This is a genomic window from Allokutzneria sp. NRRL B-24872 (assembly GCF_002155965.1).
Lineage (GTDB): Bacteria > Actinomycetota > Actinomycetes > Mycobacteriales > Pseudonocardiaceae > Allokutzneria.
On sequence record NZ_MUMH01000110.1, the window covers coordinates 24,965 to 42,595 of the forward strand.

The 17,631-nt window shown below is 64.4% G+C and carries 14 protein-coding genes and 1 pseudogene; 8 read left to right on the forward strand and 7 right to left on the reverse strand.

Annotated elements, in window-relative coordinates; genetic code table 11:
• Positions 1-23 precede the first annotated feature (23 nt).
• The 7 genes from CCN37_RS26525 (at position 24) to CCN37_RS26555 (ending at position 9,760) form a co-directional block, all read left to right on the forward strand.
• Complete coding sequence (locus tag CCN37_RS26525) at positions 24-866, forward strand: hypothetical protein (RefSeq protein ID WP_086825906.1); 843 nt, start codon at positions 24-26, stop codon at positions 864-866.
• A gap of 48 nt (positions 867-914) precedes the next feature.
• Positions 915-3,440: a type IV secretion system DNA-binding domain-containing protein gene (locus tag CCN37_RS26530; protein WP_086825908.1), complete on the forward strand. Its 2,526-nt coding sequence runs from the start codon at positions 915-917 to the stop codon at positions 3,438-3,440.
• A 77-nt stretch (positions 3,441-3,517) separates the two neighbouring features.
• Positions 3,518-4,582 (forward strand): replication-relaxation family protein, encoded by a 1,065-nt coding sequence (locus CCN37_RS26535; RefSeq protein WP_246843330.1) that lies wholly within the window; start codon positions 3,518-3,520, stop codon positions 4,580-4,582.
• Positions 4,583-4,585: 3 nt separating this feature from the next.
• Complete coding sequence (locus CCN37_RS26540) at positions 4,586-5,530, forward strand: bifunctional lytic transglycosylase/C40 family peptidase (protein WP_086825912.1); 945 nt, start codon at positions 4,586-4,588, stop codon at positions 5,528-5,530.
• A 365-nt stretch (positions 5,531-5,895) separates the two neighbouring features.
• Positions 5,896-7,278 carry a hypothetical protein gene (locus CCN37_RS26545; protein ID WP_086825915.1) on the forward strand — a complete coding sequence of 461 codons (1,383 nt, stop codon included), beginning with the start codon at positions 5,896-5,898 and terminating at the stop codon, positions 7,276-7,278.
• Positions 7,275-7,844 carry a hypothetical protein gene (locus CCN37_RS41090; RefSeq protein WP_210408212.1) on the forward strand — a complete coding sequence of 190 codons (570 nt, stop codon included), beginning with the start codon at positions 7,275-7,277 and terminating at the stop codon, positions 7,842-7,844. Before CCN37_RS26545 ends, CCN37_RS41090 begins: the two co-directional genes overlap by 4 nt.
• Complete coding sequence (locus CCN37_RS26555) at positions 7,841-9,760, forward strand: AAA family ATPase (protein ID WP_086825917.1); 1,920 nt, start codon at positions 7,841-7,843, stop codon at positions 9,758-9,760. Before CCN37_RS41090 ends, CCN37_RS26555 begins: the two co-directional genes overlap by 4 nt.
• A 376-nt stretch (positions 9,761-10,136) precedes the next feature.
• Here CCN37_RS26555 and CCN37_RS26560 read toward each other — a convergent pair whose 3' ends face one another.
• Positions 10,137-11,126 carry a pentapeptide repeat-containing protein gene (locus CCN37_RS26560; protein ID WP_168200870.1) on the reverse strand — a complete coding sequence of 330 codons (990 nt, stop codon included), beginning with the start codon at positions 11,124-11,126 and terminating at the stop codon, positions 10,137-10,139.
• 234 nt (positions 11,127-11,360) lie between these two features.
• On the opposite strand from CCN37_RS26560, the gene CCN37_RS26565 reads away from it, so the two are divergent.
• A complete protein-coding gene (locus CCN37_RS26565) occupies positions 11,361-12,080 on the forward strand; it encodes a GIY-YIG nuclease family protein (protein WP_168200871.1) in 720 nt (239 codons plus the stop codon).
• A 22-nt stretch (positions 12,081-12,102) separates the two neighbouring features.
• On the opposite strand, the gene CCN37_RS39210 is transcribed toward CCN37_RS26565, so the two are convergent.
• From CCN37_RS39210 to CCN37_RS26575, 6 genes and pseudogenes are all read right to left on the reverse strand, one after another.
• Complete coding sequence (locus CCN37_RS39210; RefSeq protein ID WP_143261820.1) at positions 12,103-13,104, reverse strand: hypothetical protein; 1,002 nt, start codon at positions 13,102-13,104, stop codon at positions 12,103-12,105.
• 853 nt (positions 13,105-13,957) lie between these two features.
• Positions 13,958-14,443, reverse strand: a complete 486-nt coding sequence (locus CCN37_RS39215) for a hypothetical protein (RefSeq protein WP_143261821.1) — start codon at positions 14,441-14,443, stop codon at positions 13,958-13,960.
• 170 nt (positions 14,444-14,613) lie between these two features.
• Positions 14,614-14,895, reverse strand: a complete 282-nt coding sequence (locus CCN37_RS39220) for a hypothetical protein (RefSeq protein ID WP_143261822.1) — start codon at positions 14,893-14,895, stop codon at positions 14,614-14,616.
• 210 nt (positions 14,896-15,105) lie between these two features.
• Positions 15,106-16,224, reverse strand: a complete 1,119-nt coding sequence (locus CCN37_RS26570; protein WP_086825923.1) for a hypothetical protein — start codon at positions 16,222-16,224, stop codon at positions 15,106-15,108.
• Positions 16,225-16,574: 350 nt separating this feature from the next.
• Positions 16,575-16,910, reverse strand: coding sequence for a hypothetical protein (locus CCN37_RS39225; protein ID WP_143261823.1), 336 nt, complete (start codon positions 16,908-16,910; stop codon positions 16,575-16,577).
• A 319-nt stretch (positions 16,911-17,229) separates the two neighbouring features.
• Positions 17,230-17,631 (reverse strand): annotated as a pseudogene (locus tag CCN37_RS26575) (hypothetical protein); the annotation flags it as partial.

Consider the following 17,631-nt stretch of genomic DNA (forward strand, 5'->3'; position numbering starts at 1 on the left):
CGAATCGCAACAAGGGGATACCCATGTCTACGTCACTGCCCATTTCCGCCACCGGCCGCCGGCCGGCTCGGCTGCTGACGCAGAACAGTGAAATGCGCCGGATCGGCGTGTGGAATTGGTCGTTGCCCGCCTGGGCTGGCCGCCTAGCCGATGGCCGCACCTATAACACGTGTCCCAGCGCCGGGATCTGTGCACAAGCGTGCTACGCCCGGCGCGGCACCTACACCTGGCCGGTGGTCCGTGCCAAGCACGAAGCGAACCTCGTGTACGTCCTCGACGACCTGGCCGGCTGGCAGGCCGCGATGGTCGCTGAACTCGGCGCGCGCAAGTTCCGCGGCGCCTGGGTGAGAATCCATGACAGTGGTGATTTCTTCAGCAGTTCCTATCTTCAGGCATGGCTGGATATCTGCCGGGCTCGGCCCGATGCGAACTTCTACGCCTATACCAAAGAGGTCGCCCGCTTTCGCGCGCTTGTTGAACCCGACCCTCCGCCAAATTTCTTGTGGGTCTATTCCTACGGTGGAATACAAGACGCTGCGCTGGATTCCGCCACTGATCGAGTCGCGGATGTGTTCCCCGATGAGGACGCGATCGCCGAGGCGGGCTGGGCCTCGCAGGAAGCCAGCGACCTGCTCGCGGTGCTCGGTCCACGGTTGGTCGGCGTGCCAGCCAACCGCATTCCCGCCCTTCTCAAACGGTTGGCGGGCCGCCGGTTCTCCTCCTGGCAAGCCGAGGTCGATGCCGAACGCGCCGTCCGCCGAGGCCGCCGACACCTGCAGCTCGTCGACAACACCCGCCCCGATCACAGCCAGCAGCTCGCGGGCAAGGCCAGCCCGGCGCATGCCGACCAGCCGCGCGCTGCGTGACCGCAGCTCGCGCCCGTCCGGTCGACCGCCGTCGTGGGGAGGTTCCCGATGTCCTGGTCAATCACTGCCGCACCCCTATCTGTACTCGTTGCTCCGCAGGTCGAGCTCGCCTCACCGGTTGGCGACTACCTGCGTGACCCGCTCGGCGCGGTCCGGAACGTGCTGGCGCACCTGCGCGACCTTGCCTTCACGTGGGGCCCGATCGTCGGGCCGGTGCTCGCGGTCGCCGTCACCGCCGCAGTCCTCGCGCGCCGCCGATGGCGCCGCCGCTACCACCAGCGCCTGGCAACCGATGCCCGCGTGATCACCGTGCTCGCGCCACCGACGGTTGACCCGTCCGGCGCGATCACCGTGTGGTCCAACCTGGTCGGCCTACTGCGGCCGGGATGGCGACGCCGATTCAGCGGGCAGCCGCACCTGAGCTTTGAGTTGACCTTCACCGCTGACGGCGTGCAGATCCGTCTATGGGTGCCCGGCGTGGTGCCGCCCGGCATGGTCGAGCGCGCGATCGAGGCCGCCTGGCCGGGCGCGCATACCCGCACCACCCCCGCCAAACCTCCGATCCCGACAACGGCGCCAGCAGGCCGGCGCGTCGAAGCGATCGGCGGCGAGCTGCGGCTGGCCCGCAGCGAGGCACTGCCGATCCGCACCGACCACGCGGCGGACCCGATCCGGGCCATGCTCGGCGCACCGGTCGGACTCGGCCCGCACGAGCGGGCCTGCGTGCAGATCCTCGCTCGCCCCGTCGCAGGCCACCGGGTGACCAAGGCACGCCGCGCGGCCCGGCGGGTGCACGCCGGCGGGTCGGTCCATCTGGTCGGCCGGCTGCTCGACGTCATCACGCCCGGCACGACGTCGAAGCCGTCGACCAGCACACGGAAACCGGGCCTGGATCGGCAGACCAGCCTGGAGTACGCCTCCCAGGACCGCGCCGTGGTCGAGAAGCTGCGGGCGATGCTGTTCGAAACCCTCATCCGCTACGCCGTGGCCACCACCGTTCCCGAGGACGCCACCTCGGGCGAGGTCCAGGCGGTGCGGGAGGTGCTGCGGGGCCGCGGGCACGCGATCGCCTCGGCGTTCGCCGCCTACTCCGAGCACAACTACTACCGGCGGGTCCGGCTGCGCCGCGATCCGGCTGTGGTGCTGGCCGAACGCCGCCTCGGCAAGGGCGACGTGCTCTCGATACCGGAACTGGCTGCGATCGCGCACCTGCCGATCGACGAGGGCGCCCCCGGTCTGCAGCGGGCCGGCGCGAAAGCTGTGCCGCCCCCGCCGGGCATCGCAGGCGTCGGCAGCCTGATCAAGCCCCTCGGGCTGTCGGACTCCGGGCATTCCCGCCCGGTCGGCCTGCACGTCGCCGACGCCCGCCACCACCTCCACATTCTCGGCGCCACCGGCTCCGGCAAGTCCGAGCTGATGGCACGGATGATCCTGGCCGACGCCGAGGCCAGCCGCGGCGTGGTTGTGGTCGACCCCAAGGGAGACCTCGTCTCGGACATCCTGATGCGGCTGCCTGAGGAGCTCGGCGAGAAGGTCGTGCTCTTCGACGCCGACTCTCCGAGTCGCCCACCGGTCCTCAACCCCTTGGAGGGAAAGGACAAGGACCGCGCCGTCGACAACCTTGTCAGTATCTTCTCCCGGATCTACGCCTCCTCGTGGGGGCCGCGCACCGACGACATTCTGCGCGCCGGCCTGCTCACGCTGACCTCGACGCCCGGCACCCCGACGCTGGTCGACCTGCCCAAGCTGTTGACCGTGCCGGCGTTCCGGCAACGGGCCTGCGACCAGATCGACGACGACGTGCTCAGGGGCTTCTGGTCCTGGTACGACGATCTGTCCGAAGCCAGCCGTGCACAGGTGATCGCGCCGCTGATGAACAAGCTCCGCGGGTTCCTCCTTCGCCCCTTCGTCCGCGCTGCCATCGCGGGAGGACCATCCACAGTGGACATGGACGACGTCCTCAATGCCGGCGGCATCTGCCTGGTGCGCATCGCCCGTGACGCGCTGGGCATGGAAACCGCACGGCTAGTCGGCTCGATCGTCGTCGCACGCACCTGGCAGGCAGCTACCCGACGCGCACACATCCCGCAGCGTCAGCGTCGCGATTGCGCCTTATACGTGGACGAATGCCACAACTTCCTGAACTTGGCCTATCCGTTGGAAGACATGCTCGCCGAGGCCCGCGGCTACCGGCTCGCCATGACGTTGGCGCACCAGTACCTCGGGCAGCTCCCAAGAGAACTCGAAGAAGGCATCAGCACCAACGCGCGCAGCAAGGTCTTCTTCAACGCCTCACCCGAGGATGCCAAGCGATTGGCACGACACACCGCGCCCAGACTGGGAGAGCACGACCTGTCCAATCTCGACGTCTACCACGCAGCCGCCCGGCTCGTCCTCGGCGGAGCAGAAGTGCCGGCCTTCACGACAGTCACAGAGAAGCTGCCGCCCGCCATTCCTGGCCGTGCCAAGAGAATCCGCCTGGCAGCCCGCGTCAACACACGCCCACCCGACAACGCACGCGGAGCCGACGACCAGCGGCAGAAGTCCACTGTGGACCCCCGCCGCGCAGCGTGATGAGCGTCCTCGCGGCTTGCTCCAGCAGCATATCCACTCGGCAAGCAGAGGTTCTCCGCTCAGCGAGCCTCGCACGATTGGAAGGAACGACCGTGATTACAAACCCCACACGACAATGGCAACTGCGCGGAAGCATGCCGCAGCGGCCCACACCCCGCGCCGCGACCACCGGTGCGCATCACGCCCAGCTCGCCAGACGTCTCACGCGACGAGACCGGTGGCTCGCTCGAATGTTGTTCGAGCACAAGATCTTCACCACCCAGCAGATCGTGGAACTCTGCTACCCCACCATGCGCGCGGCCAATCACCGCCTCCTGGACCTCTACCGGTGGCGCGTGGTCGACCGCTTCCGACCGTTCGTCAGCCGCGGAACCGCTCCCATGCACTACGTGCTCGACATCGCAGGCGCCGTGGCCCTGGCACAGGAAGACGGCCTCGACCCGAAGAGCCTCGACTACCGACACGAGCAAGCGATGGGGATGGCACACTCTCTCCGCCTCGCGCACACCGTCGGTACCAACGGAATTCTCACCTCGCTCGTCGCACGCAGCCAGCGGCCAGACGCGCGCGGACGACTGACCGCATGGTGGTCCGAGCTGCGCTGCGCGAGGCTGTTCGGCGACATGGTCCGCCCCGACGCCTACGGCCGATGGCGCGACGACGACGGCGACCACGTCGTCGAGTTCTTCGTCGAGTTCGACTTCGGCACAGAAGACCTCGGAAAGCTCAGCCGCAAGCTAATCGGCTACCACAAGCTTTCTGCCGCAACAGGAATCACAACACCAGTACTGGTGTGGCTCCCCACCACACGCCGCGAGACCAGCGCTCGCGCCGCGCTCGCGACCATGCTGTCCCACCTGGACCATCCCGCCCTCGTGCCCGTCGCGACGAGCGCAGCGGACCTCGTGGACAAGGACATCCAGCACGATCCCGCTGGCCCCCGCTGGCTGCCCATCTCCTGCGAACAGGCGCTCCCACCGCAGAGGTTGACCCTCGGCGAACTCGCTCGGCTCTGGCCCTACCTCACCCCGCCTGTACCTGGGCAGAGTGCGCTCGCAGGAACTGCTCAACCGACAGCAGCTCTGCTGGCCGCTCCCGACCCGCTGCCGCCAGCTCGGCCGCGAGATGTCTTCCGGCGGTGATCGATGAAGCTCGGGCTCGCCGCACTCGCGGTCATCATCACCATCACGTTCGTCATCGGCGGCATCGGCAATGCCGTGATGAACGTGTTGCTCGGCAGCGGTTCCTCCGAACCGAGCCACGAAGCGCTCGCCGAGATCCCTGCCGACTACTTGAGCCTCTACCGGGCAGCGGCCTCAGCGTGCCCAGGACTGGACTGGACCGTCCTCGCGGCGATCGGCGATGCCGAATCCAAACACGGCCGCGGCTCCGGCGTCGGCATCACCAGCGGCGAAAACGCCGCCGGCGCCGCTGGCCCCATGCAGTTTCTCAAAGCCACCTTCGGCAATGTCGTTGCACAGCACAGGATTCCACCCGGCGGCAGCACCCCCGCCTCACGCTACAACGCGCACGATGCGATCTACGCCGCGGCGTTCTACCTCTGCGACTCCGGCGCACCAAAGGACATCCGCAAAGCTCTCTTCGCCTACAACCACTCAAACCAGTACGTCGAATCCGTTCTCGCGCAAGCGAAACGCTACCAAAGCAGCACCACCGGAACCGGCGACTGCAACCAGATCCAGGCCGCCAGCCCGGCCGCCATCGCGGCGATCAGATTCGCCTGCGCCCAGCTCGGCCTGCCCTACGTCTGGGGCGGCAACGGCCCCGCCGCCGGCCATCGAGGCTTCGACTGCTCCGGCCTCACCAAAGCGGCCTACGCAGCCGCTGGCGTTCACCTTCCCCGCACCGCGCAGACGCAGTACAACGCAGGACCGCTCGTGCCAGAGGGACATCCTCTGCTGCCTGGCGATCTGATCTTCTACGGCACGCGCGGCAACGTCCATCATGTCGGCCTGTATTTGGGAGCCAGCAAGATGGTGCACGCTCCGACCTTCGGTCAACCGGTCCAGATCCGCATTTACCGTTGGAAGGGCGACGACTTCCTCACCGCCAGCCGTCCTTCGAACTAGAAATGTAGCTTCCGAGGCAAGATGAGCATTTCCTTGCGGACTTGAGCACCGGACGAGCATTTGCTCAAGTTCGGCGGACGTCATCCCCACACAGCCGACGTCCGCATCCGAAGCCTTCTCGCCGCTCGACAGGAAACGAACGCACTCTCACGGCCATGTCCGTATTTTGTCAATGGTTGCAGAAGGTCTGGCGAGCCAGTCACGCTCTACAGGCGAGAGTGGTGGAGCCTTCGCACCTGTCTCGACTCGACACCCACTACTAGGCGGGCGGTCTGCCGTATAGAGTCCGGTGAGTGCCGCCGGAGGACTCAACCCCAGGACCCGCTGGTCAGCCGGGCTCCGAGCTCACGGTGACGGGGACAGCTGTGGAGGTCCTCCGCCAGTGGCGGATAGCTACCCGCGCCGATGACCTCGATGGGTTCGCTGCTGTCGCCCAGCTCGACGACGCGGGCGCCAACACGGCTGACTTGTACGAGTGGCAGGCGGCCATGGCCGCCGCAGACGGGCTCGCACTCTACCGTGATGCCCTCGACGAGCAGGGTGTGCTAGACCCCGGCTGCGACGACTACATCCTGTGCGAGTGGCATGAGGACTGGGTTGTAGGCAGCGGGGACCTCATGGAACTTGTCTCGGGCAAACACCGAAGCGCGGATGTCGGCGCGTACACCACGGTGACCAAGCTGGCCGATGATGGCGGCGTCGCCCACTTGTTCAACCGGTGGTTCGCATTGGGGCAGAAGCCCATGTGTCGTCTGGTGACAACAGGCGGTCTCACCGCAGGTCCCGCGCGAGAGCTGAAGGCTCTGACTTCCCGGCTGCGGATGCTCAAAACCGAGAGGCGCGAACCGACCCTTACGTCGGACGAGACCAAGGTTGTCAGGCAGCTGCGCACGGCGATCATGACTTACGACAAAGGTACGGCTAAGCGCTGGAAACGCACTAAGTCGTATCCCGGGGTTGCGGAAGAAGATCAGGAACACGAGGTCAGGGCCTTCCTCGCCTCGTTGACCATCGTCACCGTCGAGGTGAACCAGGGCGTGGTCGGTGACGCCGCGCCCACCAAGTACGTCAAACCCGTCCTGGAGAAGATGGGTCGCGATGCAGTTGACTGCGCAGCGGTGTGGAAGGCGGTGTTGGGCCTTTTCCGCGAGCGGATGCAGTCGCGCGGGGAGACGACTTACGGCGATCTCCCCTTGGTTCTGCAGCGGGACCGCAGCGGAGGTCCGGAGCCGGACGTGCGTCGGCGAATTGCCCGCCGACTCGTCACGTTGGGAGACATCCAGATCGCCATCGAGACCGCCCTCGCCATCCCAGGCGCCTATCAACCCGTGCCGCCTGCCCTAGCCATCTCCCGGGTCGAGATCAAGATGACCCAGGGCGGGTGCTCCTCTAACGCGGTGAGCCGGGCCACTGCCCTGCGGATGGAGTACGAGGAGTACTGGCGTGACCAAGAGAGCGGAGATCCTAGGGCGCGGGTGGCGCGCCAGAACCTGGAGCGGCTGCTGCGTCGGGTCAGCGACCACGCGATGGGAGATTCCGAGCTCTCCGGCCACGGACTGTGGACTGCCGTGGACGACAAGCTGGTCGAACTACAGGAAGCGGGCAAGCTCCCGGCGGGCGTCGACAGCGAGATCGCCCTGGGCGGGCTCTGTGACCTGTCGAACCGGTGCCAGATCTGGTTCGGCCCGAGGTTCGACATCGACGCCGCCATCGCGGACCGTCGTTCAGCGGGGGTGACGCAGCCGTGATCGACCTGGAGAAGTCCGAGCTGGCGCTACTCCGCGAGGACCTCGCTTACCACCAGGCGCGGGTCCTGCTGCTGGTCGCGGCAGTTTCCGGTGCGGACGGGCACAGCAAGAAGCTCGACGGTTTGACCAAACTAGCTAAGCTCGACTTCCTGCTGCGTTACCCGGCGCTCGGGCCCGTGGTGCTCGACGAACTAGACCGGGCCGACCCACGCCTGCACCTGCCGCCAGACCCCGAAGCCTCCCCGACCGACGTAGAAGCGCCGATGATCAGGTACAAGTACGGGCCTTGGGACGACCGCTACTACGCCGTCCTCGGCGCGCTGATCGGCCGAGGCTTGCTGCGCTACGTCAAGGCCCGAAAGGGCAGCATGGCAGTCGCCCCGACCCCCGCAGGCCGAAAGGCAGCCGAGCGCCTGGCGGGCAGCGCCGAGTGGTCCAGCATTGCTGAGCGCAGCACCGCCATCGCGGAGGCCTCGTCCGGGCTGACCGGCCACGACCTCAAAGAACGGATCTACGACCGATTGGCTGACTTGATGGACCGCCCACACCGGCAGGAGATCCGGTGACGACACGCTTCCGACTCGACCTGGTTCGCCTCGACACCACCGAGGGCGCGGTCGAGTATCGCTTCCGCTCGGACCTAACCGTGCTCGCTGGCCCCACCGGGGTCGGGAAGACCACCCTGCTCGAACTGATCAAGTTCGGATTCGGGCTCGATGCCACGCTGGCGCCGGTCGCTGTGGAGCACATCGACTCGGTGACCCTCCACGTGCGAATCGGTGACGCGCAACTCCAGATTGCCCGCAGCCTCGACCGCGCCAAACGGCGTACGGTCCGGGTCACCGACTTGATCACCCAAGATCGCCTGCCCGACCACAACGTCGGCCTTGACGCCGAGCACTCCCTGAACTCGCTGCTGATGAAGTCATTGGGCCTGCGTGACGACCTGCGTGCCAGCTCCGAAAAGGGCAAGAAGGCAGGCAACCGCGTTACGTTCGCCGACATCCTGACGTACCTCTATATCCCGCAGCGGCAGATCAACCTCGATATTGCCTACAGCCAAGACAACTTCCGGGATCTCAAGCGCCGTACCGTCTTCGAGCTGCTGTACGGACTCACCGAAGCTGAGATCCTCGACCTGCGTGCCCAGGCCAACACACTTGCAAGCGAGATCGCCGTGGCTGAGGCACGGCACACAGCTGTTGTCGACTTCCTACACGAGAGCCGGACCAGGCAGCGAGAAGAAGCCGAAAGCCAGCTCCGCGCCGCCGAGGCGAGCGAAGCCGCAGCGGAACAGCAGCTTGCCCAGCTTCGAGACGAGCTGGACCCGGTGATCGACAGCAACACTCGCGCACTACGGGACTTGCTCTCCGACGCGGAGCGCGGTGCCGCAGACCTCGCCGCAGGCATCGCCGACATCAACCGCCGCCAGTCCCAGCTCGCCGCGGAACGCCGACGGGTCGAGGCAGACATGGACAGGCTCGGCCGCATGCGCGAGGCGAACCTTGTTCTCGCCAACATCGAGTTCAGGATGTGCCCGCGGTGCATGCAGTCGCTGGAGAACCGGGAGATCCCTGCCAACGCCTGCAGGGTGTGCCTCCAGCCAGACCCGGTCAATGACGGCGCCTCCGACGACCAGTACGAGATGAGGCAGTTGCGGGACCAGATTCAGGAGATGAGCGAGCAGATCGTTGCCCTGAGCAGCCAGAGGACAGTGGTCGAGCAGGCCGCGACTGAGAAGAACCGTCTGATTGACCTGCTCAACGTCCAGATCGAGCAGCGGACCGCCGAACGTATCAGCCCTCGCCTGCAAGCCTTCAGTGATGCCGCACAGGCATTGGCGAGCGCACGCAGCGAGCAACAGCGGTGGGAAGCCATCCTCCGCCAGTGGGACGTAGTGGCCGACCTCCGTCAACACGTGCGCACCCTCAGCTCCCAGCGCGCACAGTTGGAAGCCGACATCAAACAGGCGCAGCAGGCGCTGGACAAGCGGCGCACCGAGGTCATCAACGCACTCAGCGAGGAATTCGACGCCACCGTCCGAGCGATCGGAATCCCCGGCGTCAACTCCGCGACCATCGATCCCAAGAAGTACTTGCCAGTCATCAACGGCAACGTATTCTCCAAGAACAATCAATTGGGCGGCGGCCTGACAACTGCCACCCAGATCGCCTATTGGTGCTCGCTGGTCGCGGTCGCCCTGCGCACGTCCGATAGCCTCTACCCGCTGTTCCTCCTGATCGACAGCCCACGCATGGCGCTCAACACAGCCACTGGCCTCAGCCAGGCGATGTACCGAAGGCTCACTACCCTGGTTGGCACCTTGCCCGGTCGACTCCAGGTGATCATCGCTGACAACGAACTGCCCAAGGAGTACCGCGCCAGCTACGCCCAGATCGACTTCGACTACGCCGCCCCAACCATTTCCACCATCCCACACCCCGGCCCCAATGCAGTTCAGACCATCGAAGAAAGAACGTAGTGTGTTTGAACCGGCTCGAAGGGGCCAGGTTTCTACCGAGACGCCTGCCTGGCCAACGAAAACCACTTTGGCGGCGCCACTGGCCTCGCCGTCGGTTCGTGAGGTTTTCACGAACATCCGCACATGCCGCTGACCGGCCGCACTCGCCAGGGCAGCGAGTGCTCAAGTAGTGCGGAGACCTGCCGCAGACGGGCCGCTCACAGCGCACGGAACACCAGGTCATTCGATCAACTTTGTTCATGTTCACGCGGAACGTACAAGAATCAACTATTGGTCTGCACGTGTAGTTGGGTCGTCGTCTAGGTAGGGCCGGTACCGACGCTAATTTGTGTGAACTGTGAGCAATCCGGGCAATCTCGTTTCCGCCTTTGGTTTGTCACGAGGTAAGGCGGGGCATAGGTGTCGGTGGAGGAAATCGAGACTTTCTATTCTCCGAACGCTCCCAGGCGGCGCAGTCGGCCAGCCTCGCTGCGATCCAGGTGTCCTCGCGGAGTGGTTCTGGCAGCACGGTGTCCTCGTCCAGAAGTGCCGCTGACAGTTGCTCAGCCGACAGGCCGCTGGCACGGTTCAGGTTCGCGCCCTGGAGATTTGTGCCGGTGAGTGTGCTACCCGCGAATGACGCATTTCGCAGATCGGCCCCGTGCAGATGTGTTGTATTAAGGCGTGCCCTGTCCAAAAACGCGCCTCGCAGGTCTGCGAAGTTGAGGATCGTGCCCGTTAGATCGGCGCCGCGAAAGTCCACTCGTCGCAGATCGGAGTCGGTTAGAAACATCCGGGTTAATCGCGGTGCGTCCTTGAACTCCATTTCCCGGATGCTCACTCCGGCAAGAGCTGTCCGGATCAGCTTGGGTCGGTGCGGTTCCGCCCGAACCGGTCGACGGGCCAGCACGGTCATCACGGCCTGAACATCCTGGTCAGGCTGAGTTCTCGGCTCCGGCATACCTGGTTGCGTGGCGCGCTGCCATGGTGGCTTGAGGTAGTCGCCCACTTCCAAGCGCGGCGCGGACGCCCGTTCGCAGACGAACGCGCACAACACCTCCAGGACGGTGGCATGGTCGGGCGCCGACTCGGCCATGACGTGTTCCAGCGAGTAGATGCCGCCCAGGCGCTCCTGCACGGTGTCGCCGGCGAGCTGGGTTATCGCCTTGGTGAACCGGTCGGTAACCTGACCGCGCCTGGTGAGAGCGAAGGTGCGCGCGGCGAATGCGACACCAATCGCGGTGATCGCTCCGCCGCAGCCGAGCAGGACGGACTGCCGAACGGCGTTGATTGCGTCAGCACGCTCCTTTCCGGGTAGCGAGCGGACGGTGTCGCCGGCGACGAACCACGCGACGGGTCCTAGCAACAGGACAACCACAGCCACCACGGCGAGCAGCGCTCCTACAGCGGCGAGCCCTCGCATCACCCCATGCGGTGCGCGCCGACGTTGCCCACGGCTCCTACCCAACCTGCCACCCCGCAACTGTGATCACCTGCCCCGCAGTCCTCCAGCGTTTCGTAGCCGCCCTGAATGATCAAGCCTTCAGGCCATGCTCGCGCTCGCCATGGGGCTGTTAGGCGGCTGACGAGCGTTGTCGGTGGTGCTGGCTACCGTGCGGGCGTGACAGTGTTGTGGTCGGTGAACCCGGACGACGAACTGCGTATCCCATTACCAGTTCCAGCGTGGTTGGTGTTGTCGGACGTCTCCGCACATGCGGTGCGGCTCTACTGCCTCTACCAACTAGCGCTTCGCAACTACAGGCGTCCGTCTACACACCTTCCTCAAGGACCTGACGACCTTGCTTCCGTACTGCAAATTGACGTCGAGCAGTACCTCTCCGTTCATCAGGAACTACTAGACATCGGCGCCGTGGAGGAAGCGCACGACGTTGACGAGGCCGGCGAGGTCGAGAGCACTCTTGTCGTGCACGAGCTGAGCCCGACCCAGCGAGTTGAGGCGGACAGGCGAGAGCGTTGGCGCCAGGAGCAGCTTGCCGAACGCCGCGCTGCGGAGGAGGCGAGTCGCCGAACTGCACCAGCTGCCGAGGGCTTCGTGTACGTCATCGCGCAGGTCGGAACGACACGGGTGAAGATCGGATACACGCGGAACGTGGCCCGCAGACTGAAGGGGCTACAGACCAGCAATCCCTACAAGCTGGAGGTGCTCTGGCACGCGCCCGGGGACATGCGCCTGGAAGAAGCCCTTCACAAGAAATTCGCGAAACGCCGAACTCAGGGCGAGTGGTTCGATTTCGGGCACCTTAATCCAGTAAAAGCTGTTGAAGCGGCCTTAAGTAAGATTAAGCTCCACGGGGGCGCTGAAAGCTTCCCTGGAACGTGAGCTTTCTTTGCTGTGAGCATCCTCAAGCTCGGCTGAGTTGGTACTCAATCTCGGCCTCCACTCGTGGCATTGCCTCTGCGGTAAAACCCTCGGGTAGTAACCTTAATGCGTGAGGTAGGGGCTGAGATCCGGTGGTGAATCCTTCAATGCGACCTTTGGCTTTGCGTAGGGGATCGGGCGAAACGTAAACAAGATTCAGCCAATCCAGCATGAAGTGGGCCTCGTAAGCATCTCGACCGATTCCGTGATGCAGTAGGCGAGTTTCAGAGTCAATCCGGATTCCGCCGTCTGATGTCTTCGCTGCGTAGTGGGCGAGCATCAGAATGAACAGAATTTCCGTGTCCTCAAGGACGTGAATCCAACCCTTAGTGAAGAAATCCACTGGAAGGCTAAAAATGTCAACATCCGTACTTTTTGGAAGTTCGTATTTGATGTTCGGACCGTTGCGGCGAGTACCGGCTTCGTTCTGCAGTCGGAAGTTCTCGTACCTCTTCAAGCCTCTGAGATGAGCGTTGGGCAGAGCGATGAGGTCAGCGCCCACCAGACGATCGAGAGTGTTCCGAAGCTGGCGAAGCTTCTTGTCTGCCACGTTCATGAAGATCCGGCCCGACATGGCGGGACGCGCATCGGAGGCAAGCAAATCCACCCAGGACTGCCCAGAACCGGCGGCCCTGAGGGGCCTGGGGTTCGCGGGGTGCGTTCCCTGCCGACCGCGAGCCTGCGCCTCGAACAGGCCGGTGAGGAACAGCCGCAGACTGGCTCCGCGGGGGCTTACGAGCTGCGCTGCCGGCGGACGAAGTTCACGGGGCGGCAACCGGCGGTCAGACCAGTCCCCCGGTGGCGCGTCGACCTGGTAGACGAAGTCCTTCCGGACTCGCACCTCGGTGAACGACGGCTTGGTCGCCAGGTCTGCCAGCGCGGCCGTCGCCTTCGCGACCGACCCACGCATGGAGTCCAGCCGGGCAAGCCGGTCGCGGAGGTCTTTGCGCTCTCGCTCCGTTGGAGCACGGGAGTCGTTGATCAACTTCTGCCCAGTTTCGGATTCTTGTCCTGAACGTCTTGACCCGCCCGTATTACCTTGGATTCCTTTTAACAGTCTCCAGAATCCTGGCGGTTCAGGACGCGAACAAGCCTACACGCATCTGCCCAACCCGTCGTGCACCATGTCGTCATCGCCGAGGACAGCTGGCCGCCCGCCGACCCCGGCGGGCGGCCTCCGGGTAGCCGCCCGAAGGCCGCCCTAGGCATCCACCCACTAGCGACGGAGCGACGCCATGCCTCGAAGACTACGACGAGACGAACCTTCCGACCGCGGCAAGCCCGACAGCAACGACGGCGCCTCGGATCGCCTTCCCCTACGTTGGGCGGTCATCGGGTCCCTCTCGATCGCCGCGGCAGCGACCGGACTGGCGGCGAACGGGTCACCCGGTGCGATCACTCTCGGGCTCGGAGTAGCCGCCGTTCTGCACAAGTTGATCGCCTGATCTTCACCATGACTGGGCGGCGTGTGCGGGCCCATGTCGAGCGAGGCCCGCGCACGCCGCCAGGTCATCGCGATGAGCGAAGTCGGAGAACCAGATCGACGTCTCCTACGCGAACGGGTCCTCGTGGCAAGCTCGTCCGGACAACCGTGGCTCCGGTCGGCGTTACTTCCGCAGATGCGAGATTGAGAGCCCTAGAGCCATGTCAGGGCGGGCCTTCCAAACAGGCCCTTGGGTTCCTATGTGAACTGCAGCCGCCTCTGCGGTCAAGAAGACCACTGATCGAAAAAAACCTAGGCAGTCAATGGAGTCGCTGAGCCGGAGAGTCGGATTCGCCCTCGCCTTGGCTGAAGAACTTCGATCACGGACCGCTGCGAGGACTGGTGATGCGGTAATCTACTCATTCCCATGTGCGACGTCATGTCGGATTTCGATCCACTGGGAGAGCACTTGTCGGACGTGTTTCGGCTCGACTACGAAGCTCCCGGAGCCTCGCCCTCCTCGTTGCTTCCACGTCCACTGGGGCTGAGGGTCGAAACCTGTTCTGCCAAGCAGAGCCTTAAGGTTGTCTGGATTCGGCGTGGAAAACCTCTTTAGTGCCGTCTTGAAGTCGGTTTCCCACTGCGTTGCGGCGCCCGCCACCAGTGCCGATCCGCTGGCCTTCTGCAACTCAGTCAGGACAACGTCCCGCAGTGCCTGAGCAACGTCCTGGACGAACGCCTGCCACGTCGCAACTGCTGTGACGATGACACCCCGGTTTACTGAAGTCTCCACCCGTCGGCGGCCAGGCGTTCCACTGCCAGCCGCGCGATGGACCGCGACCATGTTGTCACAGTGGGCCATCGAGTTGGTGAAGTTGTCGACTGCGGTCTGCATGTCCATAGTGACTCGCTCTCGATGGGAATTTGGAACCAACATGTCCCACCAGTAGGCAGTCGTAGTAGTGGAGTAACCAGACCGTGCCAAATCAGATGCTCATCTGTGTTGACTGATCAGCTAGATTTAGTTGAGGGTCGGCTGTGTCGGCTGTTTCGATATGGGTGCGGTCAAGCTTATGATTCGACTCCACTTGTGTCGTCGAATAGTTTGTACATATTGCTGCGTTGCATGCCCGATTCTTTGGAAATTCTCAGTCGTGGAATTTTTGCGGCATCGGCAGCAAGGATGGCTTCGCGGCGCTTGGCTCGCGCCTCGCGCTGCCTCGCGAGTAGATCATCAACTTCCTCGTCTAGTTCCCTCTGTTTGGTGCGAGCTTTTTCTAGCCTATTCTTAATGTCTTCGAGCTCGGCGCGGATAGTGCGAAGTCGAAGGACTTCCTCTGAATCCTCGCTCATGATGCTTTCCCTCTATCTTTGTTGGAGCGCACGACGGCGTTCGTTGGCGGCATGTCTGCGATACATGTCTACCATGCTCCTAGGTATGACAGTCGGTGTGTACCGCCTGCACAGAGCTCTCGGTAATGTCTGACGGCTGCCGAACGCCGCGGCAAGCTGGTCCCGGTAGGTAGTTGGCGAGGTCGGAATTGCTGACGTAGGGCCGCAGGATCATGACCGTCCGGTTGCAGTCACCGCCTCAGCAAGCATTTCCCGCACGACACGATCAAGTTGCTGTGCGCCGCTGTACTGCATGCGGCCCACGGCGGTCATGACCGCGTCATCATTGAGCCCGTCCAACCACGTCCGAATAACCGCGGGGTCAACTCGTTGATGATGTAGAGCGAGAATCTCTGTGAGGCTCTGTCGGGCGGTCTCCGCCTGAATTCGCCACAACGACCGCTGCACAGCTGACTTCTCAGATGCCGCGGACAACGCAGCGCGCACATTTTCGTGACCGATCGTGATATCCAGGCCTGGTGGAAGCTGGCTGACGTCGCTGGTTCCGGCTATCAGATGAGGGATCGCCGTCGTGCGAGTCCATTCCTGCAGGGCGCCCAGCTCTTTCATCACGATATGCCAGGTCTTGGTATGAGGCCGTTGAATCGACACCTCGGGCAAGATGGTGAGGGGAACCTGCTTGCCACTTGGCCCGGCCGCGAGAACGTCCCCAACTTGCAAAGGCCCACCCACCATGGTGGTCACAGCCGGTTCTGGCGCGTCGAGGATGACCCGGCCCAAGCGCACTGCTGCTATAGCGGGGGTGCGATGCTTCGCCAGATTGGTGTGCTCGGCCAGCACGCGCATCGGATGGTTGTCGATGTCCACGCGCTGATACGGCTGAAGATGACGAAGGCGACGTACCAGTGGCTCACCGTCGTGCAAGGGAAGAAGATCACGGCGGCGGCGCTGTCTCAACCATTCGACGAACTTCGCCTCACTGGTTGCCGCCGGCATCTCGATTGCCCTTGCCTCGTCGTCAGTGAGTGCTCGGCCGAGCAGATATTCAACCTCAGCGAAGATCGTATGTTCAATCAGGGCGCGCAACTGAGTCATCGCGTCTGCTGCGTACCGAGCTACGGCAGCGGGCAGCGGCGCGAGCTTTTTAACCCGCACCTCGACAATCTGGCCGTCGACAATGTTCTCCAGCGTGAATGGTCCTGGGTCCAGAAAGTAGTCATAAAGCACCTCGCCAGCGCGACCAATGAGTGCGTCGACGTGGGCAAGGGTGTACGCGGTATGGAACTGATGCTCGGGCAGCCACGAGTAGTCGCGTCCGGGCGGAGTCATCGCAGCAGACTAAGCCACGTGCGCCGGGCCGACCTCTGGATTTCCGTACCTCCGACGTCGCCGCCCCCTCGGACAGGACTCGCTAAGCGGCGCAGGCCGGACGCGCTGGGTTGGGGGACGCGGGCGCTGATCGTCCACTGGCACCTGCGTGCCCTCAAGTGTGGCCCTGACTGAATGCCTGCTCGGATGTTGTTGCCACACAGTCGTTCTACGTCGATTAACTTCGGGGGCTAGAAGTTGTTCGGCAGGCGCCAGGTGATGGGGCAGATGCGCACGGGGCGGCGTGCCAGCGCGAGCGAGGACGATCGCAGCGGCGTTGCGCTCGCCGCACTTACGCGGTGTGGTCGTGGTCAGCGGCCGGTGGGGAGATTGTCCTCGCGGTGCCTCATTGCGTGACCTGGTACCACTTGATTTCGGAGTGCCACCATGTGCTTTCTGCCGTCAGCGTAAGGGATTTGGTAGTGACAGACTGCGAGCCACTGGCCGTCCACGCTGCGAAACCAGCCGCTTACCATCGCGCGAACCTCAAGCGTGAGGTCCAGTCCTTCGCCGACCACACGGCGCTGGACTCCCGGGGGATGCGGGAACGCAACCGCCAAGTCGATCCATGACGGGGTCAACGTCGCACGCCAGCCGTGGTTGTTGTTCCCGGTCATCTTGGTGTACGGGGTGATGAGATCATCCATGTGCGCCACCGGTTCTAGCGTGAGACAGGCGAAACGCGATACGCCGCAAAGCTGAACTCCGCCGCGAGCGCCGCTTGCCCTGAAGTGATCAAGAGCCACCAACTGTCCACATCGGACGCGGCGCACGCCGAGCACCCCACCCTCAGGACACCGTCCGCCGCAACGACCGCGGTGTAGCCACTCGTTGCGAGTGCGTGCGCTCCTCTCGTGCAGCGAGTGGGCAGCAGCACGACTCGATTGCCGCAGCTGTCGATCCGGTATCCAGCCGGGCATGTGATCGAGAAGGCGTTGGGGGCACGGGAGAACACCGGAGTTACCTTCATCCTGTCGGCCGGGCATGTGTGATCAGCCGGCGTGCGGGGGTTGCTTCGGAGCTCGGTAGGCACATGCGAACCGAGCGCGGGCGGGCGGCGGCTGCTCGGCCGGTGGCGTGGATGTCGACCTCGCGGTGGGTGAGGTGGCCGTCCCCGGCTCCGGCACCGTGCCAGCGGGTGTTGGCGCAGCGCAGGTGAACGTCGGCGGAGGGCCAGGGGCCCAGGGGCAGGAGCACGGTTCCGCGTTGGCGCACGCGTGCGGAGAGCTTGCGGACCTGGGCGGGGCTGAGCGTGGTGGTGCCGGTGAAGGCGACGAGGTCGATGCCGTCGGCGAGCGCGGCGACGACCTCGCCGAGCTGGGTTCCCGGGCGGGGCACCAGGGCCATGCGCTGCACGGCGATCCCGGC

Bases quoted from the DNA above. Each gene is read 5' to 3' on its own strand.
- CCN37_RS26525 (WP_086825906.1), top strand. From the start codon at position 24: ATGTCTACGTCACTGCCCATTTCCGCCACCGGCCGCCGGCCGGCTCGG.
- CCN37_RS26530 (WP_086825908.1), top strand. From the start codon at position 915: ATGTCCTGGTCAATCACTGCCGCACCCCTATCTGTACTCGTTGCTCCG.
- CCN37_RS26540 (WP_086825912.1), top strand. From the start codon at position 4,586: ATGAAGCTCGGGCTCGCCGCACTCGCGGTCATCATCACCATCACGTTC.
- CCN37_RS39215 (WP_143261821.1), bottom strand. From the start codon at position 14,443: ATGGACATGCAGACCGCAGTCGACAACTTCACCAACTCGATGGCCCAC.
- CCN37_RS39220 (WP_143261822.1), bottom strand. From the start codon at position 14,895: ATGAGCGAGGATTCAGAGGAAGTCCTTCGACTTCGCACTATCCGCGCC.
- CCN37_RS26570 (WP_086825923.1), bottom strand. From the start codon at position 16,224: ATGACTCCGCCCGGACGCGACTACTCGTGGCTGCCCGAGCATCAGTTC.
- CCN37_RS39225 (WP_143261823.1), bottom strand. From the start codon at position 16,910: ATGGATGATCTCATCACCCCGTACACCAAGATGACCGGGAACAACAAC.